General features: G+C 53.5%; 13 protein-coding genes. 9 read left to right on the top strand and 4 right to left on the bottom strand.

Features of this window, described 5'->3' with window-relative positions; genetic code table 11:
- Window positions 1-4: 4 nt before the first annotated feature.
- The 3 genes from ogt to uspE all read left to right on the top strand — a co-directional run bounded on the left by ogt (window position 5) and on the right by uspE (window position 2,544).
- Entirely contained in the window at window positions 5-520 is a 516-nt protein-coding gene (gene ogt / locus ACOTX1_RS18555; protein WP_003857532.1) for a methylated-DNA--[protein]-cysteine S-methyltransferase, read from the top strand.
- 183 nt (window positions 521-703) lie between these two features.
- Window positions 704-1,456 (top strand): fumarate/nitrate reduction transcriptional regulator Fnr, encoded by a 753-nt coding sequence (gene fnr / locus ACOTX1_RS18550; RefSeq protein WP_000611906.1) that lies wholly within the window; start codon window positions 704-706, stop codon window positions 1,454-1,456.
- Between the two features lie 137 nt (window positions 1,457-1,593).
- Window positions 1,594-2,544 carry a universal stress protein UspE gene (uspE, locus tag ACOTX1_RS18545; RefSeq protein ID WP_003857535.1) on the top strand — a complete coding sequence of 317 codons (951 nt, stop codon included), beginning with the start codon at window positions 1,594-1,596 and terminating at the stop codon, window positions 2,542-2,544.
- A 38-nt stretch (window positions 2,545-2,582) separates the two neighbouring features.
- On the opposite strand, the gene ACOTX1_RS18540 is transcribed toward uspE, so the two are convergent.
- The 3 genes from ACOTX1_RS18540 to pntA form a co-directional block, all read right to left on the bottom strand.
- Window positions 2,583-3,695, bottom strand: coding sequence for a mechanosensitive ion channel family protein (locus ACOTX1_RS18540; RefSeq protein ID WP_003857538.1), 1,113 nt, complete (start codon window positions 3,693-3,695; stop codon window positions 2,583-2,585).
- Window positions 3,696-3,802: 107 nt separating this feature from the next.
- The gene (gene pntB, locus ACOTX1_RS18535) at window positions 3,803-5,191 is read right to left on the bottom strand and encodes a Re/Si-specific NAD(P)(+) transhydrogenase subunit beta (RefSeq protein ID WP_003857541.1); all 1,389 of its coding nucleotides are present in this window, start codon (window positions 5,189-5,191) and stop codon (window positions 3,803-3,805) included.
- Window positions 5,192-5,201: 10 nt separating this feature from the next.
- On the bottom strand, window positions 5,202-6,731 hold the full coding sequence (pntA, locus tag ACOTX1_RS18530; protein ID WP_003857543.1) for a Re/Si-specific NAD(P)(+) transhydrogenase subunit alpha: 1,530 nt from the start codon (window positions 6,729-6,731) through the stop codon (window positions 5,202-5,204).
- Window positions 6,732-7,266: 535 nt separating this feature from the next.
- Between pntA and ydgH the strand changes: the two genes are divergently transcribed.
- The 3 genes from ydgH to folM all read left to right on the top strand — a co-directional run bounded on the left by ydgH (window position 7,267) and on the right by folM (window position 10,541).
- Window positions 7,267-8,211 (top strand): DUF1471 family protein YdgH, encoded by a 945-nt coding sequence (gene ydgH / locus ACOTX1_RS18525; protein ID WP_000769339.1) that lies wholly within the window; start codon window positions 7,267-7,269, stop codon window positions 8,209-8,211.
- Between the two features lie 185 nt (window positions 8,212-8,396).
- Complete coding sequence (locus tag ACOTX1_RS18520; RefSeq protein WP_023314049.1) at window positions 8,397-9,779, top strand: amino acid permease; 1,383 nt, start codon at window positions 8,397-8,399, stop codon at window positions 9,777-9,779.
- A gap of 39 nt (window positions 9,780-9,818) precedes the next feature.
- Window positions 9,819-10,541 (top strand): dihydromonapterin reductase, encoded by a 723-nt coding sequence (gene folM, locus ACOTX1_RS18515; RefSeq protein WP_003857550.1) that lies wholly within the window; start codon window positions 9,819-9,821, stop codon window positions 10,539-10,541.
- On the opposite strand, the gene ACOTX1_RS18510 is transcribed toward folM, so the two are convergent.
- Window positions 10,538-10,873, bottom strand: a complete 336-nt coding sequence (locus ACOTX1_RS18510) for a GlpM family protein (RefSeq protein WP_003857551.1) — start codon at window positions 10,871-10,873, stop codon at window positions 10,538-10,540. The two genes, folM and ACOTX1_RS18510, sit on opposite strands and share 4 nt — an antisense overlap.
- Before the next feature lie 127 nt (window positions 10,874-11,000).
- On the opposite strand from ACOTX1_RS18510, the gene rstA reads away from it, so the two are divergent.
- The 3 genes from rstA (at window position 11,001) to rstB (ending at window position 14,155) form a co-directional block, all read left to right on the top strand.
- Window positions 11,001-11,720, top strand: coding sequence for a two-component system response regulator RstA (rstA, locus tag ACOTX1_RS18505; RefSeq protein ID WP_003857553.1), 720 nt, complete (start codon window positions 11,001-11,003; stop codon window positions 11,718-11,720).
- Between the two features lie 392 nt (window positions 11,721-12,112).
- On the top strand, window positions 12,113-12,532 hold the full coding sequence (gene iraM / locus ACOTX1_RS18500) for an anti-adapter protein IraM (protein ID WP_058659747.1): 420 nt from the start codon (window positions 12,113-12,115) through the stop codon (window positions 12,530-12,532).
- A 324-nt stretch (window positions 12,533-12,856) separates the two neighbouring features.
- Window positions 12,857-14,155: a two-component system sensor histidine kinase RstB gene (rstB, locus tag ACOTX1_RS18495; protein ID WP_003857557.1), complete on the top strand. Its 1,299-nt coding sequence runs from the start codon at window positions 12,857-12,859 to the stop codon at window positions 14,153-14,155.
- Window positions 14,156-14,223: the final 68 nt, after the last annotated feature.

Below are 14,223 nucleotides of genomic sequence, written 5' to 3'. Positions count from 1 at the left end.
ACTGATGCTGAGATTACTCGAAGATAAGATTGCGACGCCGCTGGGGCCGCTGTGGGTTATCGCGGATGAAGCGTTCAATCTGCGCGCGGTTGAATGGGAAGAGCACAGCGACCGGATGGTTGAGCTGCTCAACATCCATTATCGCGCCGAGGGATACGAGCGTGTTACTGCCCGTAATCCTGGCGGGCTGAGCGATAAACTGACGGCCTACTTCGAGGGCGATCTCAGCATTATTAATACCCTGCCAACCGCCACGGCGGGCACCCCTTTCCAGCGCGAGGTGTGGCAGGCGCTGCGTAATATTCCCTGCGGGCAGGTGATGCACTACGGTCAGCTGGCAGAACAGCTTGGTCGTGCCGGCGCGGCGCGCGCGGTCGGTGCGGCAAATGGCTCTAACCCCGTCAGCATTGTGGTGCCTTGCCATCGCGTGATTGGGCGCAACGGCACCCTCACCGGCTATGCCGGGGGCGTACAGCGCAAAGAGTGGCTGCTGCGTCACGAAGGGTATTTTCTGCTGTAATTCCCAGGCTTTATGTGCTTAATTTTCTTCCTGTTAGGTTCATAATCCTTAATCATTCTGTGGAATTTCAAGGAGATGGCAACACGCTGCCGTCTCTTGTCTTTATTGGGGGTTTGCCAGACTTACGTCCTTACCAAAAAGATGTTAAAATTGACCAATATCAATTAAGGCTTGAGCAAACCTATGATCCCGGAAAAGCGAATTATACGACGCATTCAGTCTGGCGGTTGTGCTATCCATTGCCAGGATTGCAGCATCAGCCAGCTCTGTATCCCGTTTACTCTGAATGAGCACGAACTCGATCAGCTTGACAATATCATCGAGCGCAAAAAGCCTATTCAGAAAGGGCAGACGCTGTTTAAGGCGGGAGACGAACTGAAGTCGCTCTATGCTATCCGTTCTGGCACCATCAAAAGCTACACCATTACCGAACAGGGCGACGAGCAGATCACCGGCTTCCATCTGGCAGGCGATTTAGTCGGCTTTGACGCCATCGGCAGTGGCCATCACCCGAGCTTTGCTCAGGCGCTGGAAACCTCTATGGTCTGCGAAATTCCGTTTGAGACGCTGGACGATCTGTCCGGTAAGATGCCGAACCTGCGTCAGCAGATGATGCGTCTGATGAGCGGTGAGATCAAAGGCGATCAGGATATGATCCTGCTGCTTTCTAAGAAGAATGCCGAAGAGCGTCTGGCCGCCTTTATCTATAACCTCTCCCGCCGTTTCGCGGAACGTGGCTTCTCCCCGCGTGAATTCCGTCTGACCATGACGCGCGGTGATATTGGTAACTATCTGGGCCTGACCGTGGAAACCATCAGCCGTCTGCTGGGTCGCTTCCAGAAGAGCGGAATGCTGGCGGTTAAAGGTAAGTATATCACCATCGAAAACGGTGAAGCTCTGGCCATTCTGGCGGGTCACTCACGTAACGTGGCATAACTCTCCCGGATATCTTATGCCAGGTCGATAAATTTTCATGATTATTGATCTGGCAAAAACTTCCCCCCTGTTTCATTCAAGATATATAGGTTACTCTTTTACTTACAGACTGTGGTGACAGTAGTAAGGAGACCTGTATGGCAAAGTATCAAAACATGCTGGTGGCTATCGATCCTAATCAGGACGATCAGCCGGCATTACGACGTGCTGTGTATTTACATCAACGGATTGGTGGCAAAATTAAAGCCTTTTTGCCGATTTATGACTTCTCATACGAGATGACCACCCTTCTGTCGCCTGACGAGCGCACCGCTATGCGTCAGGGAGTGATCAGCCAGCGTACCGCGTGGATCCGCGAGCAGGCGAAGTATTACCTGGAAGCGGGCGTACCGATTGATATTAAAGTAGTCTGGCACAACCGCCCCTTCGAAGCCATTATTCAGGAAGTGGTGGCCGGTGGGCATGACCTGCTGCTGAAAATGGCGCACCAGCATGACAAACTGGAATCCGTGATTTTCACTCCAACAGACTGGCACCTGCTGCGCAAATGCCCTTGTCCGGTATGGATGGTGAAAGATCAGCCGTGGCCTGAGGGCGGGAAAGCCGTCGTGGCGGTCAATCTGGCCAGCGAAGAGGATTATCACAATTCGCTGAACGAGAAACTGGTGAAGGAGACGCTTCAGCTTGCCGACCAGGTTAACCATACTGAAGTCCATCTGGTGGGCGCCTATCCGGTTACGCCAATCAATATCGCCATCGAGCTGCCTGAATTTGACCCGAGCGTGTATAACGACGCGATTCGCGGTCAGCATCTGCTGGCCATGAAAGCGCTGCGCCAGAAATTCAGTATCGATGAGAACATGACCCACGTAGAAAAAGGGTTACCGGAAGAGGTTATTCCGGATCTGGCGGAGCATTTGCAGGCCGGGATTGTGGTGCTGGGCACCATCGGCCGGACCGGTATTTCTGCCGCGTTCCTGGGAAATACCGCCGAGCAGGTGATCGACCATCTGCGCTGCGACCTTCTGGTCATCAAACCGGATCAATATCAGACGCCGGTTGAGCTGGACGATGAGGAAGACGATTGACCCCAAAATGAAAGCCCGCCGTTACCGGCGGGCTTTTTTTATTGCGCTTCGCTCAACCGTTGCGCAGATGCCTCGTCGCCAGCATTCATCCAGGGCGCGTGCAGAACCATGCTCGGTAGCGCCAGCTTGATCTCCTGCTGGTTCAGCCCCTCCAGGATACGAATATTGATCTCCTGCTGAATATCCATGTACTTGTTGTAATCCGCCGTATTAACAATATGAACCACCTCGAAGGTCAGGCGATCGCGATCGAAGCCCAGGAAATGGGCGCGGTCAAACTTCGTTTCCCCGACGTCGGTAATGATCTGTTTGACCATCTCACCCACTGAACGCAGTTTTTCCGGCGCCGTGTCGCTGGCGACTCCGAAGGTAAAAACAATCCGCCGCGTTTGCATCCGCTTATAGTTATGCAGCGTCTGTTGCAGCAGGATGGCGTTCCCGCAGACAATCTGCTCCCCGCTCAGGCTGCGGATACGGGTGGTTTTCAGACCAATGTGCTCTACCGTCCCGGCGACATCGTTAAACACCACAAAATCGCCGATTTCGAACGGCTTATCAAAACCGATGGAGAGCGATGCAAACACGTCGCTCAGGATCGTTTGCACCGCGAGGGCGATAGCAATACCCCCTACCCCAAGGCTGGCAACCAGAGCAGTGATGTTGACGCCCGCGTTAGCAAGAATAGACAGCAGCATCACTGACCAGACAATGGCACGGAGGATAAGCCCCGTGATCACCAGCGTCACCGGGTTTTTATGGCTTCCCGGCGCCAGCATGACGTGACGAAGCCACGACACCACCCCCTGATCCATCCACAGCGCCACCTGGATAGCGAAGACCAGGAACCAGGCGTGGCTCACGGTACCAAAGAGATGATCCGGTAAGTCGACGAAACGCAGGCTGAACAACAGCGCCACGACAAAAAGCAGGACGCGGCTGGTGCGGTTAAGCATATCCGTCAGGATAAAGCGCATCCGGTTGGTGCTGGGGTGCTTGTCGCCCCAGGTGGTGATCCCTTTCTTAACGAAGGCGATCAGGCGCGTCAGCAGCCAGTACACCAGCAGAGTCACAAAGACTACCGTGGCGACGCCGATCCAGAAAGACGGCGTCATCATCAGCTCGATGATGTCGAAGCGGGACAAAAATCGCATTACACCTCCTCGTATTACACAAAGGGTAAAGTATAGACAGAGGAGAAAAGCTGGCCGCAGAAATAAGAAAACCGCCCCAGAGGGCGGTTTGTCAGGATGAAGCGAAATTACAGCGCTTTCAGGATCGCATCCACGCTGGCCTTGGCGTCGCCAAACAGCATGTGGGTGTTATCTTTAAAGAACAGCGGGTTCTGCACGCCAGCATAGCCGGTGTTCATAGAGCGTTTGAAGACAATAACGTTCTGCGCCTTCCACACTTCGAGAACAGGCATACCCGCAATCGGACTACGCGGGTCGTCCTGCGCCGCCGGGTTAACGGTGTCGTTGGCGCCAATCACCAGCACGGTGTCGGTGTCGGCGAAATCATCGTTGATCTCGTCCATTTCCAGCACGATGTCGTAAGGCACCTTCGCTTCCGCCAGCAGCACGTTCATGTGGCCTGGCAGACGCCCCGCCACCGGGTGAATACCAAAGCGAACCTTGATACCGCGCGCGCGGAGTTTCTCGGTGATTTCCGCCACCGGATACTGCGCCTGCGCCACCGCCATGCCATAGCCTGGGGTGATGATGACGGAATGCGAGTTTTTCAGCATCTCTGCGGTGTCTTCCGCGCTGATTTCACGGTGTTCACCCACTTCCTCATCAGAACCGGTTGATGAACCGTCAGAACCGAAGCCACCCGCGATGACGCTGATAAACGAACGGTTCATCGCCTTACACATGATGTAAGACAGGATCGCACCGGAAGAACCGACCAGCGCACCGGTGACAATCAGCAGGTCGTTGCTCAGCATAAAGCCTGCCGCCGCCGCCGCCCAACCGGAGTAGGAGTTCAGCATGGAAACGACTACCGGCATATCTGCTCCGCCGATAGACGCCACCAGATGCCAGCCGAACGCCAGCGCGATGATGGTCATCACCAGTAACGCCAGCACCTGCAAGCCTACGCTTTCGGTACGCACGAAGACCACCAGCAGCACAAATGAAACGACCAGCGCCGCCAGATTCAGCTTGTGCCGGTTAGGCAGCATCAGCGGTTTGGAAGAGATCTTCCCGCGCAGCTTGCCGAACGCCACAATCGACCCGGTGAAGGTCACCGCACCGATGAAGATGCCGAGGAACACTTCGGTCAGATGGATGTTCACCAGAATCGGCTCCAGGCCCGGTTCGTGGTACAGGTAGCTGTTGAAGCCCACCAGCACCGCCGCCAGACCCACGAAGCTGTGCAGAATAGCAACCAGCTCCGGCATCTCGGTCATTTCAACGCGTTTCGCCAGACGAATACCAATCGCGCCGCCGATGATCATCGCCACCAGGATCCACGCCACGTTGCCGGTGTCCGGCCCAAAGATGGTGGCAATCAGCGCAATCGCCATACCGGCGATACCAAAGTTATTTCCCTGCTGAGACGTTTCGTGTTTGGAAAGCCCCGCCAGACTGAAAATAAACAGGATTGCAGCAACAATGTATGCGGCTGTAACTAATCCTCCAGACATATGCTACCCCTTAGCCTTTACGAAACATTTTCAGCATGCGCTGAGTCACGGTGAAACCACCGAAAATATTGATACTGGCGATCAGCACCGCAATGAAGCTCAGGAAGCTGATCCAGCCGCCATGACCAATTTGCAGCAATGCCCCGACCACGATAATCCCGGAGATGGCATTGGTGACCGACATCAGCGGGGTATGCAGCGCATGGGAAACGTTCCACACGACGTAGTAACCCACCACGCAGGAGAGCGCGAAGACGGTGAAGTGGCCAAGGAACTCTTTTGGCGCGACGTCCGCCAGCCAGCCAAACAGGATTATGACCAGCGCCATGATGGCGTATTTGCGCCACGGCGACGCAGGTTTTGCTGGCTCCGCGGGCTCTGGGGCCGCTTTCGGCGCAGCCTGAGGTTGAGCGGAAACCTGAATCGGCGGTGCAGGCCAGGTGATTTCCCCTTCACGCACCACGGTAACGCCACGCACCACCACATCATCAAAATCAACGGTAATGTTGCCGTCTTTCTCTTTGCAGAGCAGCTTCAGCAGGTTAACGAGGTTCGTGCCGTACAGCTGAGAGGACTGGGTTGGTAGACGCCCTGGCAGGTCGGTATAACCGATCACCTTCACGCCGTTCGCGGTCGTCGTGACCTGATTTGGCACGGTATACTCACAGTTACCGCCGTTTTGCGCCGCCAGATCGACTATAACGCTGCCCGGCTGCATGGAATCCACCATCTCACGGGTGATCAGCTTCGGCGCCGGTTTACCCGGAATAAGCGCGGTGGTGACAATGATGTCTACCTCTTTTGCCTGCGCCGCAAAGAGCGCCATTTCCGCCTTGATAAAGGCTTCAGACATGACCTTCGCGTAACCATCACCGCTGCCCGCTTCTTCCTTGAAGTCCAGCTCAAGGAATTCGGCGCCCATACTCTGCACCTGCTCCTTCACTTCCGGCCGGGTATCAAACGCGCGAACAATAGCGCCCAGGCTGTTTGCGGCCCCGATAGCGGCAAGACCTGCCACACCGGCACCAATCACCATCACCTTCGCGGGTGGAACTTTACCTGCCGCCGTAATCTGACCGGTAAAGAAGCGACCAAACTCATGCGCAGCTTCGACAATGGCGCGATAGCCGGCAATGTTCGCCATGGAGCTCAGCGCATCCAGAGACTGCGCGCGCGAAATACGCGGCACGGAGTCCATCGCCATCACGGTGACACCGCGTGCCGCCAGCTTCTCCATCAACTCCGGGTTTTGGGCTGGCCAGACAAAGCTCACCAGCGTAGTGCCCGCGTTCAGCAGTTCAATTTCACTCTCTTCCGGTGCGTTTACCTTCAGAATGATGGGTGATTGCCAGACCTCAGCACCGTCCACGACGTCCGCGCCAGCCTGAGTAAAGGCCTCGTCATCGAAACTCGCCAGTGTGCCCGCGCCGCTTTCAATCGCGACGGTAAAACCCAGTTTAAGCAGTTGCTCCACCGTTTTTGGTGTTGCCGCTACGCGGGTTTCATTGGCTAACCGTTCTTTTGGTACCCCAATACGCATAGTTTTCCCTTCCATCGGTTTATGATGATGGTTTGTCGATAATTGCCCGCGGTTTGTATCAATTTTCACCATCGAGATAACGACGGAGAATGATTAACCCCGGAAAATAAAACAGTAACAAACTTTCTATAACCTACTGAAAATAGCGCCCGTGATCTACCGCCAGAAAACACTATTTCGTACTTTATCTGTGAAAAATAAGCGATCGGGGTTACTGACAGAGATATTTACCTTAAATTCGCCTTCAGTACCGATAAATCGCGCAAGCGAAGCGGTAAAAACATGATATAGCGCCATATTAGAACAACTCATTAACATTAAATTAACTTGTAAAAGTCATATGCTTAATCAGTTTTTCTTGTGAAACGCCTGTTTTTTCCACATATCACAAAATGTTATCGAATCAGGTCCTTTGGTGAGCACAGGCTGTGAAAAATGCCGCAGACAGCGATGGGTGTTAAATGCCATAATCGGGACCGTCTCAAATTAACAACAACACCAGTACATGGTTTGCGCAAGGCGAAGGATTATTTTTATGAAGCTTAAGAACACACTCCTGGCGTCCGCACTTCTTTCCGCGACCGCCCTGTCTGCGAATGCCGCGACAGAGTTGACGCCGGAGCAAGCGGCAGCGTTAAAACCTTTTGACCATACGGTCATTGTGGGTCGCTATAACTCTATTGGCGATGCCGTCGCCGCCGCATCAAAAGCCGCCGATAAAAACGGCGCTGCCTCGTTTTACGTTGTTGACCAGTCCGATCAAGGCAACAGCGGCAACCAGCGCGTGACGATTGCGCTGTACAAAGAGAATGCCCCAAAAGCAGATGAACAGAAAAACCGCGTGATTAACGGCATTGTTGAATTGCCGAAAGATCAGGCTGTTCAGCTGGAACCGTATGACACCGTGACCGTTCAGGGCTTCTACCGCAGCCAGCCTGAAGTTAACGATGCCATCACCAAAGCCGCGAGAGAAAAAGGCGCTTACGCGTTTTATATCGTGCGTCAGGTTGATGCCAACCAGGGCGGAAACCAGCGCATCACCGCTTTCATCTATAAGCAAGATGCGAAAAAACGCGTAGTGCAAAGCCCGGATGCCATTCCAGCGGATTCAGATGCGGGACGTGCCGCGTTAGCGAAAGGCGGTGAAGAAGCGAAGAAAGTGGAAATTCCGGGCGTAGCAACGTCTGCGGCACCAAGCGCTGAAGTGGGCCGTTTCTTTGAAACCCAATCCACCAAAGGCGGTCGTTATACCGTTACGTTACCAGACGGCACGAAAATTGAAGAGCTGAACAAAGCCACTGCCGCGCAGATGGTGCCGTTCGACAGCATCAAGTTTACGGGCAACTATGGCAACATGACGGAAATCTCCTATCAGGTGGCGAAGCGTGCTGCGAAGAAAGGCGCGAAGTATTACCACATCACCCGCCAGTGGCAGGAACGTGGTAACAACCTGACCATCAGCGCCGATCTGTACAAGTAACAAAACGGTTTCATAAAGGCGGCGCAGTGCCGCCTTTTTTGTTACTTTTTTTCTGATTTCTGCCACACGTCATTGCATGCATCCTTCACACTCCGTAAAATCCCGCGCCTTAGCGTGATCCACCATTTTTATGCGCCTTAGCGAAATAATTATTCTGGATTTGGACTTTTCATAACAGGAAGCCAATGGAAAAGAAACTTGGCCTGAGTGCGTTAACTGCACTTGTATTAAGCTCAATGCTGGGCGCGGGCGTATTCAGTTTGCCGCAGAACATGGCGGCCGTCGCCAGCCCGGCCGCATTACTGATTGGCTGGGGCATTACCGGTGTCGGGATTTTGCTGCTGGCATTCGCCATGCTGCTGCTGACCCGTATCCGACCGGATCTGGACGGCGGAATATTCACTTACGCCCGGGAAGGTTTCGGCGAGCTGATCGGCTTCTGCTCCGCCTGGGGTTACTGGCTGTGCGCGGTGATCGCCAACGTCTCCTATCTGGTTATCGTCTTCTCGGCGCTCAGCTTCTTTACCGATACGCCCGAACTGCGCCTGTTTGGCGACGGTAATACCTGGCAGTCCATCGTCGGCGCCTCGGTACTGCTGTGGATTGTTCACTGGCTGATTTTGCGCGGCGTCCAGACCGCGGCCAGCATTAACCTCGTGGCAACGCTGGCCAAGCTTGTGCCGCTTGGCCTGTTCGTCGTGCTGGCCTTCCTCGCCTTCCGTCTCGATGTCTTTACGCTCGATTTCAGCGGCATTGCGCTGGGCGTTCCCGTCTGGGAACAGGTGAAAAATACCATGCTGATCACCCTGTGGGTGTTCATCGGCGTTGAAGGTGCCGTCGTAGTCTCTGCCCGCGCGCGTAACAAGCGCGACGTGGGACGCGCCACGCTGCTGGCCGTAATGGCGGCGCTGGGCGTTTATCTGCTGGTGACGCTGTTGTCGCTCGGCGTGGTGGCACGCCCTGAACTGGCGGAAATGCGTAACCCGTCCATGGCCGGGCTGATGGTGAAAATGTTGGGTCCCTGGGGAGACGTGATTATCGCGGCGGGTCTGATTGTCTCCGTTTGCGGCGCCTATCTGAGCTGGACCATTATGGCAGCGGAAGTGCCGTTCCTGGCCGCCACGCATAAAGCGTTCCCGCGCCTGTTTGCCCGTCAGAACAAAAACAGTGCGCCATCGGCCTCTTTGTGGCTCACCAACATCAGCGTGCAGGTCTGTCTGGTGCTGATCTGGCTCACAGGATCGGACTATAACACGCTGCTGACCATCGCCTCCGAGATGATTCTGGTACCCTATTTCTTAGTGGTGGCATATCTGTTAAAAATTGCGACCCGCCCGGCACACTATGCGGTAGGTGTCGGCGCCTGTATTTACGGTCTATGGTTGTTGTATGCTTCCGGACCGATGCATCTGCTGCTGTCCGTGGTGCTCTACGCACCGGGCCTGCTGGTGTTTATCTACGCTCGCCGTACGCATCAGCTTGATAATGCCCTTAAGCGCCGCGAAATGGCGTTGATAGGTTTGCTGTTAGTCGCTGCCGTACCGGCAACGTGGATGTTAATGGGATAGCGTCGCCTGTCCCATTGTTGAACTGAAAAGGAGATTACGATGGGACACACGCAGCAACGCCCAATATTGATCACTGGCGCAGGCCGTCGCATCGGCCTCGCCCTCGCCCATCACTTTCTCAACCTTCGCCATCCGGTTATCGTCAGTTACCGCACGGAATATCCCTCCATTGAAGGTCTACGAAATGCCGGAGCAGTATGCATTCAGGCGGATTTCTCCACGGATGAAGGTATACTCGCCTTCGCGGACAAAGTGAAATCGACCACCCACGGGCTGCGGGCGGTTATTCACAATGCCAGTACCTGGCTTCCTGAAAAAGCAGGACATTCGCTCAGCGAAACGCTCGCCTGCATGATGCAGATCCACGTTAATGCGCCTTATCTGCTCAACCATGCCCTACAGGATCTGCTGCGCGGACACGGTCATGCCGCAGGCGACATTATCCATTTCACCGATTACGTGGTAGAGCGAGGAAGCGACAAACACATCGCCTATGCGGCCAGCAAAGCCGCCCTGGATAATATGACCCGCTCTTTCGCACGCAAGCTGGCGCCCGAGGTAAAGGTCAACGCGATTGCTCCGGCGATGATTTTATTTAACGAAGGCGATGATGCCGAGTATCGTCAGCAGGCGCTCAACAAGTCGTTAATGAAAATTGCGCCCGGTGAGAAAGAGGTGATCGACCTGATCGATTATCTGCTGACCAGCTGTTACGTCACGGGCCGAACGTTTGCCGTGGACGGTGGCCGCCCGCTGCGCTAGTGAAAGCGGCTCCAGAAGAAGATAAGCACCCAGGCGCTGAGGCTCCAACAGACCACCGCCCCGCCCAGCGCCAGGGGCAGACGCAGAAAACCGGTGAAGTACCACAGCGACAGCAGATAGATAAAATACGGGATGATCGACCACATCCCGAACACAATGGTGGCGCGCAGCGCCTCAATACCCCGCTCAGAGGCCACAATATAGTGCGCGATTAACGCAAAGGTGGGAAACAGCGGGATCAGCCCGGCAATGTAGTAGTTCTTCGTTTTAGCCAGCACCCCAATCAGCAGCACGACCAGCGCACCCAGCGTGGCTTTTATCACCAGCCCCATTCTTTTCCCTTAACAATCAAATAACATTCCCATGCAGGATAACGGAAGTCCGGCTAATTTTGAAAGATTAATGGAAGGTTAAGATTGCGCGGTGTATGTTGACGTTTTTTGCGATGACAGACGTTGTATGAATAAGATTGTTTATGTTGAAGATGAACCCGAGGTGGGGCAACTGATCGCCGCTTATCTGGGTAAACATGATATGGAAGTGGTTGTCGAGCCTCGTGGCGATCGCGCTGAAGACGTCGTGACCCGCGAAAATCCGGACCTGGTGTTGCTGGACATCATGCTGCCCGGAAAAGATGGTATGACGCTATGCCGGGATCTGCGCACGAAGTGGGACGGTCCGATCGTGCTGCTGACCTCTCTCGACAGCGATATGAATCATATTCTGTCGCTTGAGATGGGCGCGAATGACTACATCCTGAAAACCACGCCGCCGGCAGTCCTGCTTGCCCGTTTGCGCCTCCATCTGCGTCAGCGTGCCAGCGGCGCGGAGCGTGAAGCGTCTGCCCCCTCTTTAACGCCGCACAAAGCGATGCGCTTCGGCACGCTTTCTATCGACCCGGTCAACCGACAGGTTATGCTTTCCGGGGAGCTGATTGCGCTCTCAACCGCAGATTTTGACCTGCTGTGGGAGCTGGCAACCCATGCCGGTCAAATTATGGACCGGGATGCATTACTGAAAAATCTGCGCGGCGTAAGTTACGACGGAATGGATCGTAGCGTTGATGTGGCGATTTCGCGTCTGCGTAAAAAACTGCTGGATAACGCCACGGAACCTTACCGCATTAAAACCGTACGCAATAAGGGCTATCTGTTTGCACCGCACGCCTGGGAAACCTGAAAAAAGGAACAAAACAGGAATATTCGAAAAATAACTCACGATGCATCGGAATTATTATCAGTACCCGTCGAAAGTTATCGATTATATGCATCGTCAGTTATAAAATATCCCTTGTTCTCATTCCTTCCTTGTATGCTATTTCGCTGGGCATTTTTCGCCTAAACAAAAGTATTCCTAATGTATTTCAGTGCTGTAGTACAATATATATTCAGCAGTGCAGGCGCCATCATCGATCAAAAATCCGTCACTTAAAAGCACATTGGTCTAAAAATAATCTTTACAATTGCTTTAATCATTATCTTATCCTTTTGAAAACAAAGGGGATAGTTGCAACCGTATAAATAATATCGATCTTTTTCAATAGCTTACGTGTTTGCAGATATCTAATTCTCATGCTAAACCTTATACTCTCTCAATTATTTAATGAAAGAGGTATAGCAATGTCATGGAGAGTCATTAGCTCGGTAATTTGTCCTAACACGGGAATCGTTTATTCAAGCATCTTGGGCCTCAAGTTCTTGAAACTCATTATTTGGTATGAAAGCGATGTCTATTTGTACCCCGGTGACAGAATATATCCGACAAAAAATGGCGTCTTCATTAATGGTGTGTTCAAGCCTATATCGATATATAACATATCACCTTATAACGAGATGTTGTGGAGTGAAATTAAAAACAAGATGGCATGCCCATACAACCGAAACCAGCAAGAAGAGATATGCACATACGCGGTGCATTGCAACGCGCGGAAATGCCCGCATGGGTTTACCACGAATCCACTGATTGTCAGCACAGCTAAATCCAGACATTAACGAAGATCGATAATGCTCAGGTTACAACGCTAATTATTTCTGTCGCACCGTTTGTGCCGGATCCCTCTCGCTGGTTAACGCCATTAAATAAAGCCACCCGCAGGTGGCCTTTGTCATTGTTATTACGGATCAATAATACGCAATCGTAAATAAACTCGTTTAACTGAAACGTAAACGGATTTTCCGGGCATTGATGGAATAAAGCGATGCCGCGCTGAAATACCTCTCGACAATTACCCTTTTCAACTCATCATGCCTGACTTGCGCCCATGGCGACCCTGCTGGTAAAAGACGTGTAGTGAAGCCCCTGTTTCGGTGAGATTAATGAAAAAGCTGTTTGTGCAGTTTTACCTTCTGCTGTTTGTCTGCTTTCTGGTGATGACCATGCTGGTCGGGCTGGTCTACAAATTCACCGCAGAGCGCGCGGGCAGACAATCCCTCGACGATCTGATGAAAAGCTCGCTCTACCTGATGCGTAGCGAGTTGCGAGAAATACCACCTCATGACTGGGCGCGCACGTTAAAAGAGCTGGATCTGAATCTGTCGTTTGATCTGCGTATCGAACCCATGAAGGATTTTGACTTAGCGCCGCCTGCGATGCAGCGTCTGCGCGATGGAGACATCGTCGCGCTGGACGAGAAATATACCTTCATTCAGCGTATTCCGCGCAGCCATTATGTCCTGGCCGTCGGGCCGGTGCCCTATCTCTATTACCTGCACCAGATGCGCCTGCTGGATCTCGCCCTGCTGGGCTTTATTGCCATCTCGCTCGCTTTCCCTGTATTCATCTGGATGCGACCGCACTGGCAGGACATGCTGAAACTGGAATCCGCCGCACAGCGTTTTGGGGAGGGTCATTTAACTGAACGCATACATTTCGACAGTGGTTCCAGTTTTGACCGGCTCGGTATTGCCTTTAACCAGATGGCCGATAACATCAACGCCCTGATTGCCAGCAAGAAGCAGCTGATCGATGGCATTGCGCATGAACTGCGCACTCCGCTGGTACGCCTGCGTTATCGCCTGGAGATGAGCGAGAACCTCACCGGGGCGGAATCGCAGGCGCTCAATCGGGATATTGGCCAGCTTGAAGCGCTAATTGAAGAGCTGCTGACCTATGCCCGCCTCGATCGGCCTCAGACGGAGTTGCACCTCAGTACACCGGATCTCCCCGTCTGGCTACAGACGCATATTAACGATGTGCAGAGCGTTAACCCTCAGCGAAAACTGCTGACAGCCATTACCCCCGGCGCGTACGGCGCACTGGACATGCGCCTGATGGAACGCGTGCTGGATAATCTGATGAACAACGCCATGCGCTACAGCGAAACGACGCTGCGCATAGGTTTAGATTTGCAGGGAAGCCAGGCGATTCTGTGTGTGGAAGACGATGGCCCCGGCATTGAGCCGGCGGAGCGTGAAAAAGTTTTTGAGCCGTTTGTGCGCCTCGATCCCAGCCGCGACAGGGCTACCGGCGGCTGTGGTCTGGGGCTGGCTATTGTCCGTTCTATTGCCCAGGCGATGGGCGGTTCGGTTCGCTGCGAAGCGAGCGAGCTGGGTGGGGCCCGGTTCGTCTTTAGCTGGCCGATCTATCACAACATTCCCCTTCCCGTACCTGCCTGACCTAAACCGCACGCTGGCCTGACCCGGCGTGTTGTGCTATATCAATAGTATGTTGTAACTAATTAAGG

The sequence above is a fragment of the Enterobacter cloacae complex sp. IR5401 genome, from assembly GCF_049238425.1.
Lineage (GTDB): Bacteria > Pseudomonadota > Gammaproteobacteria > Enterobacterales > Enterobacteriaceae > Enterobacter > Enterobacter hormaechei_C.
This window is presented reverse-complemented; position numbering and strand designations above follow the sequence as displayed.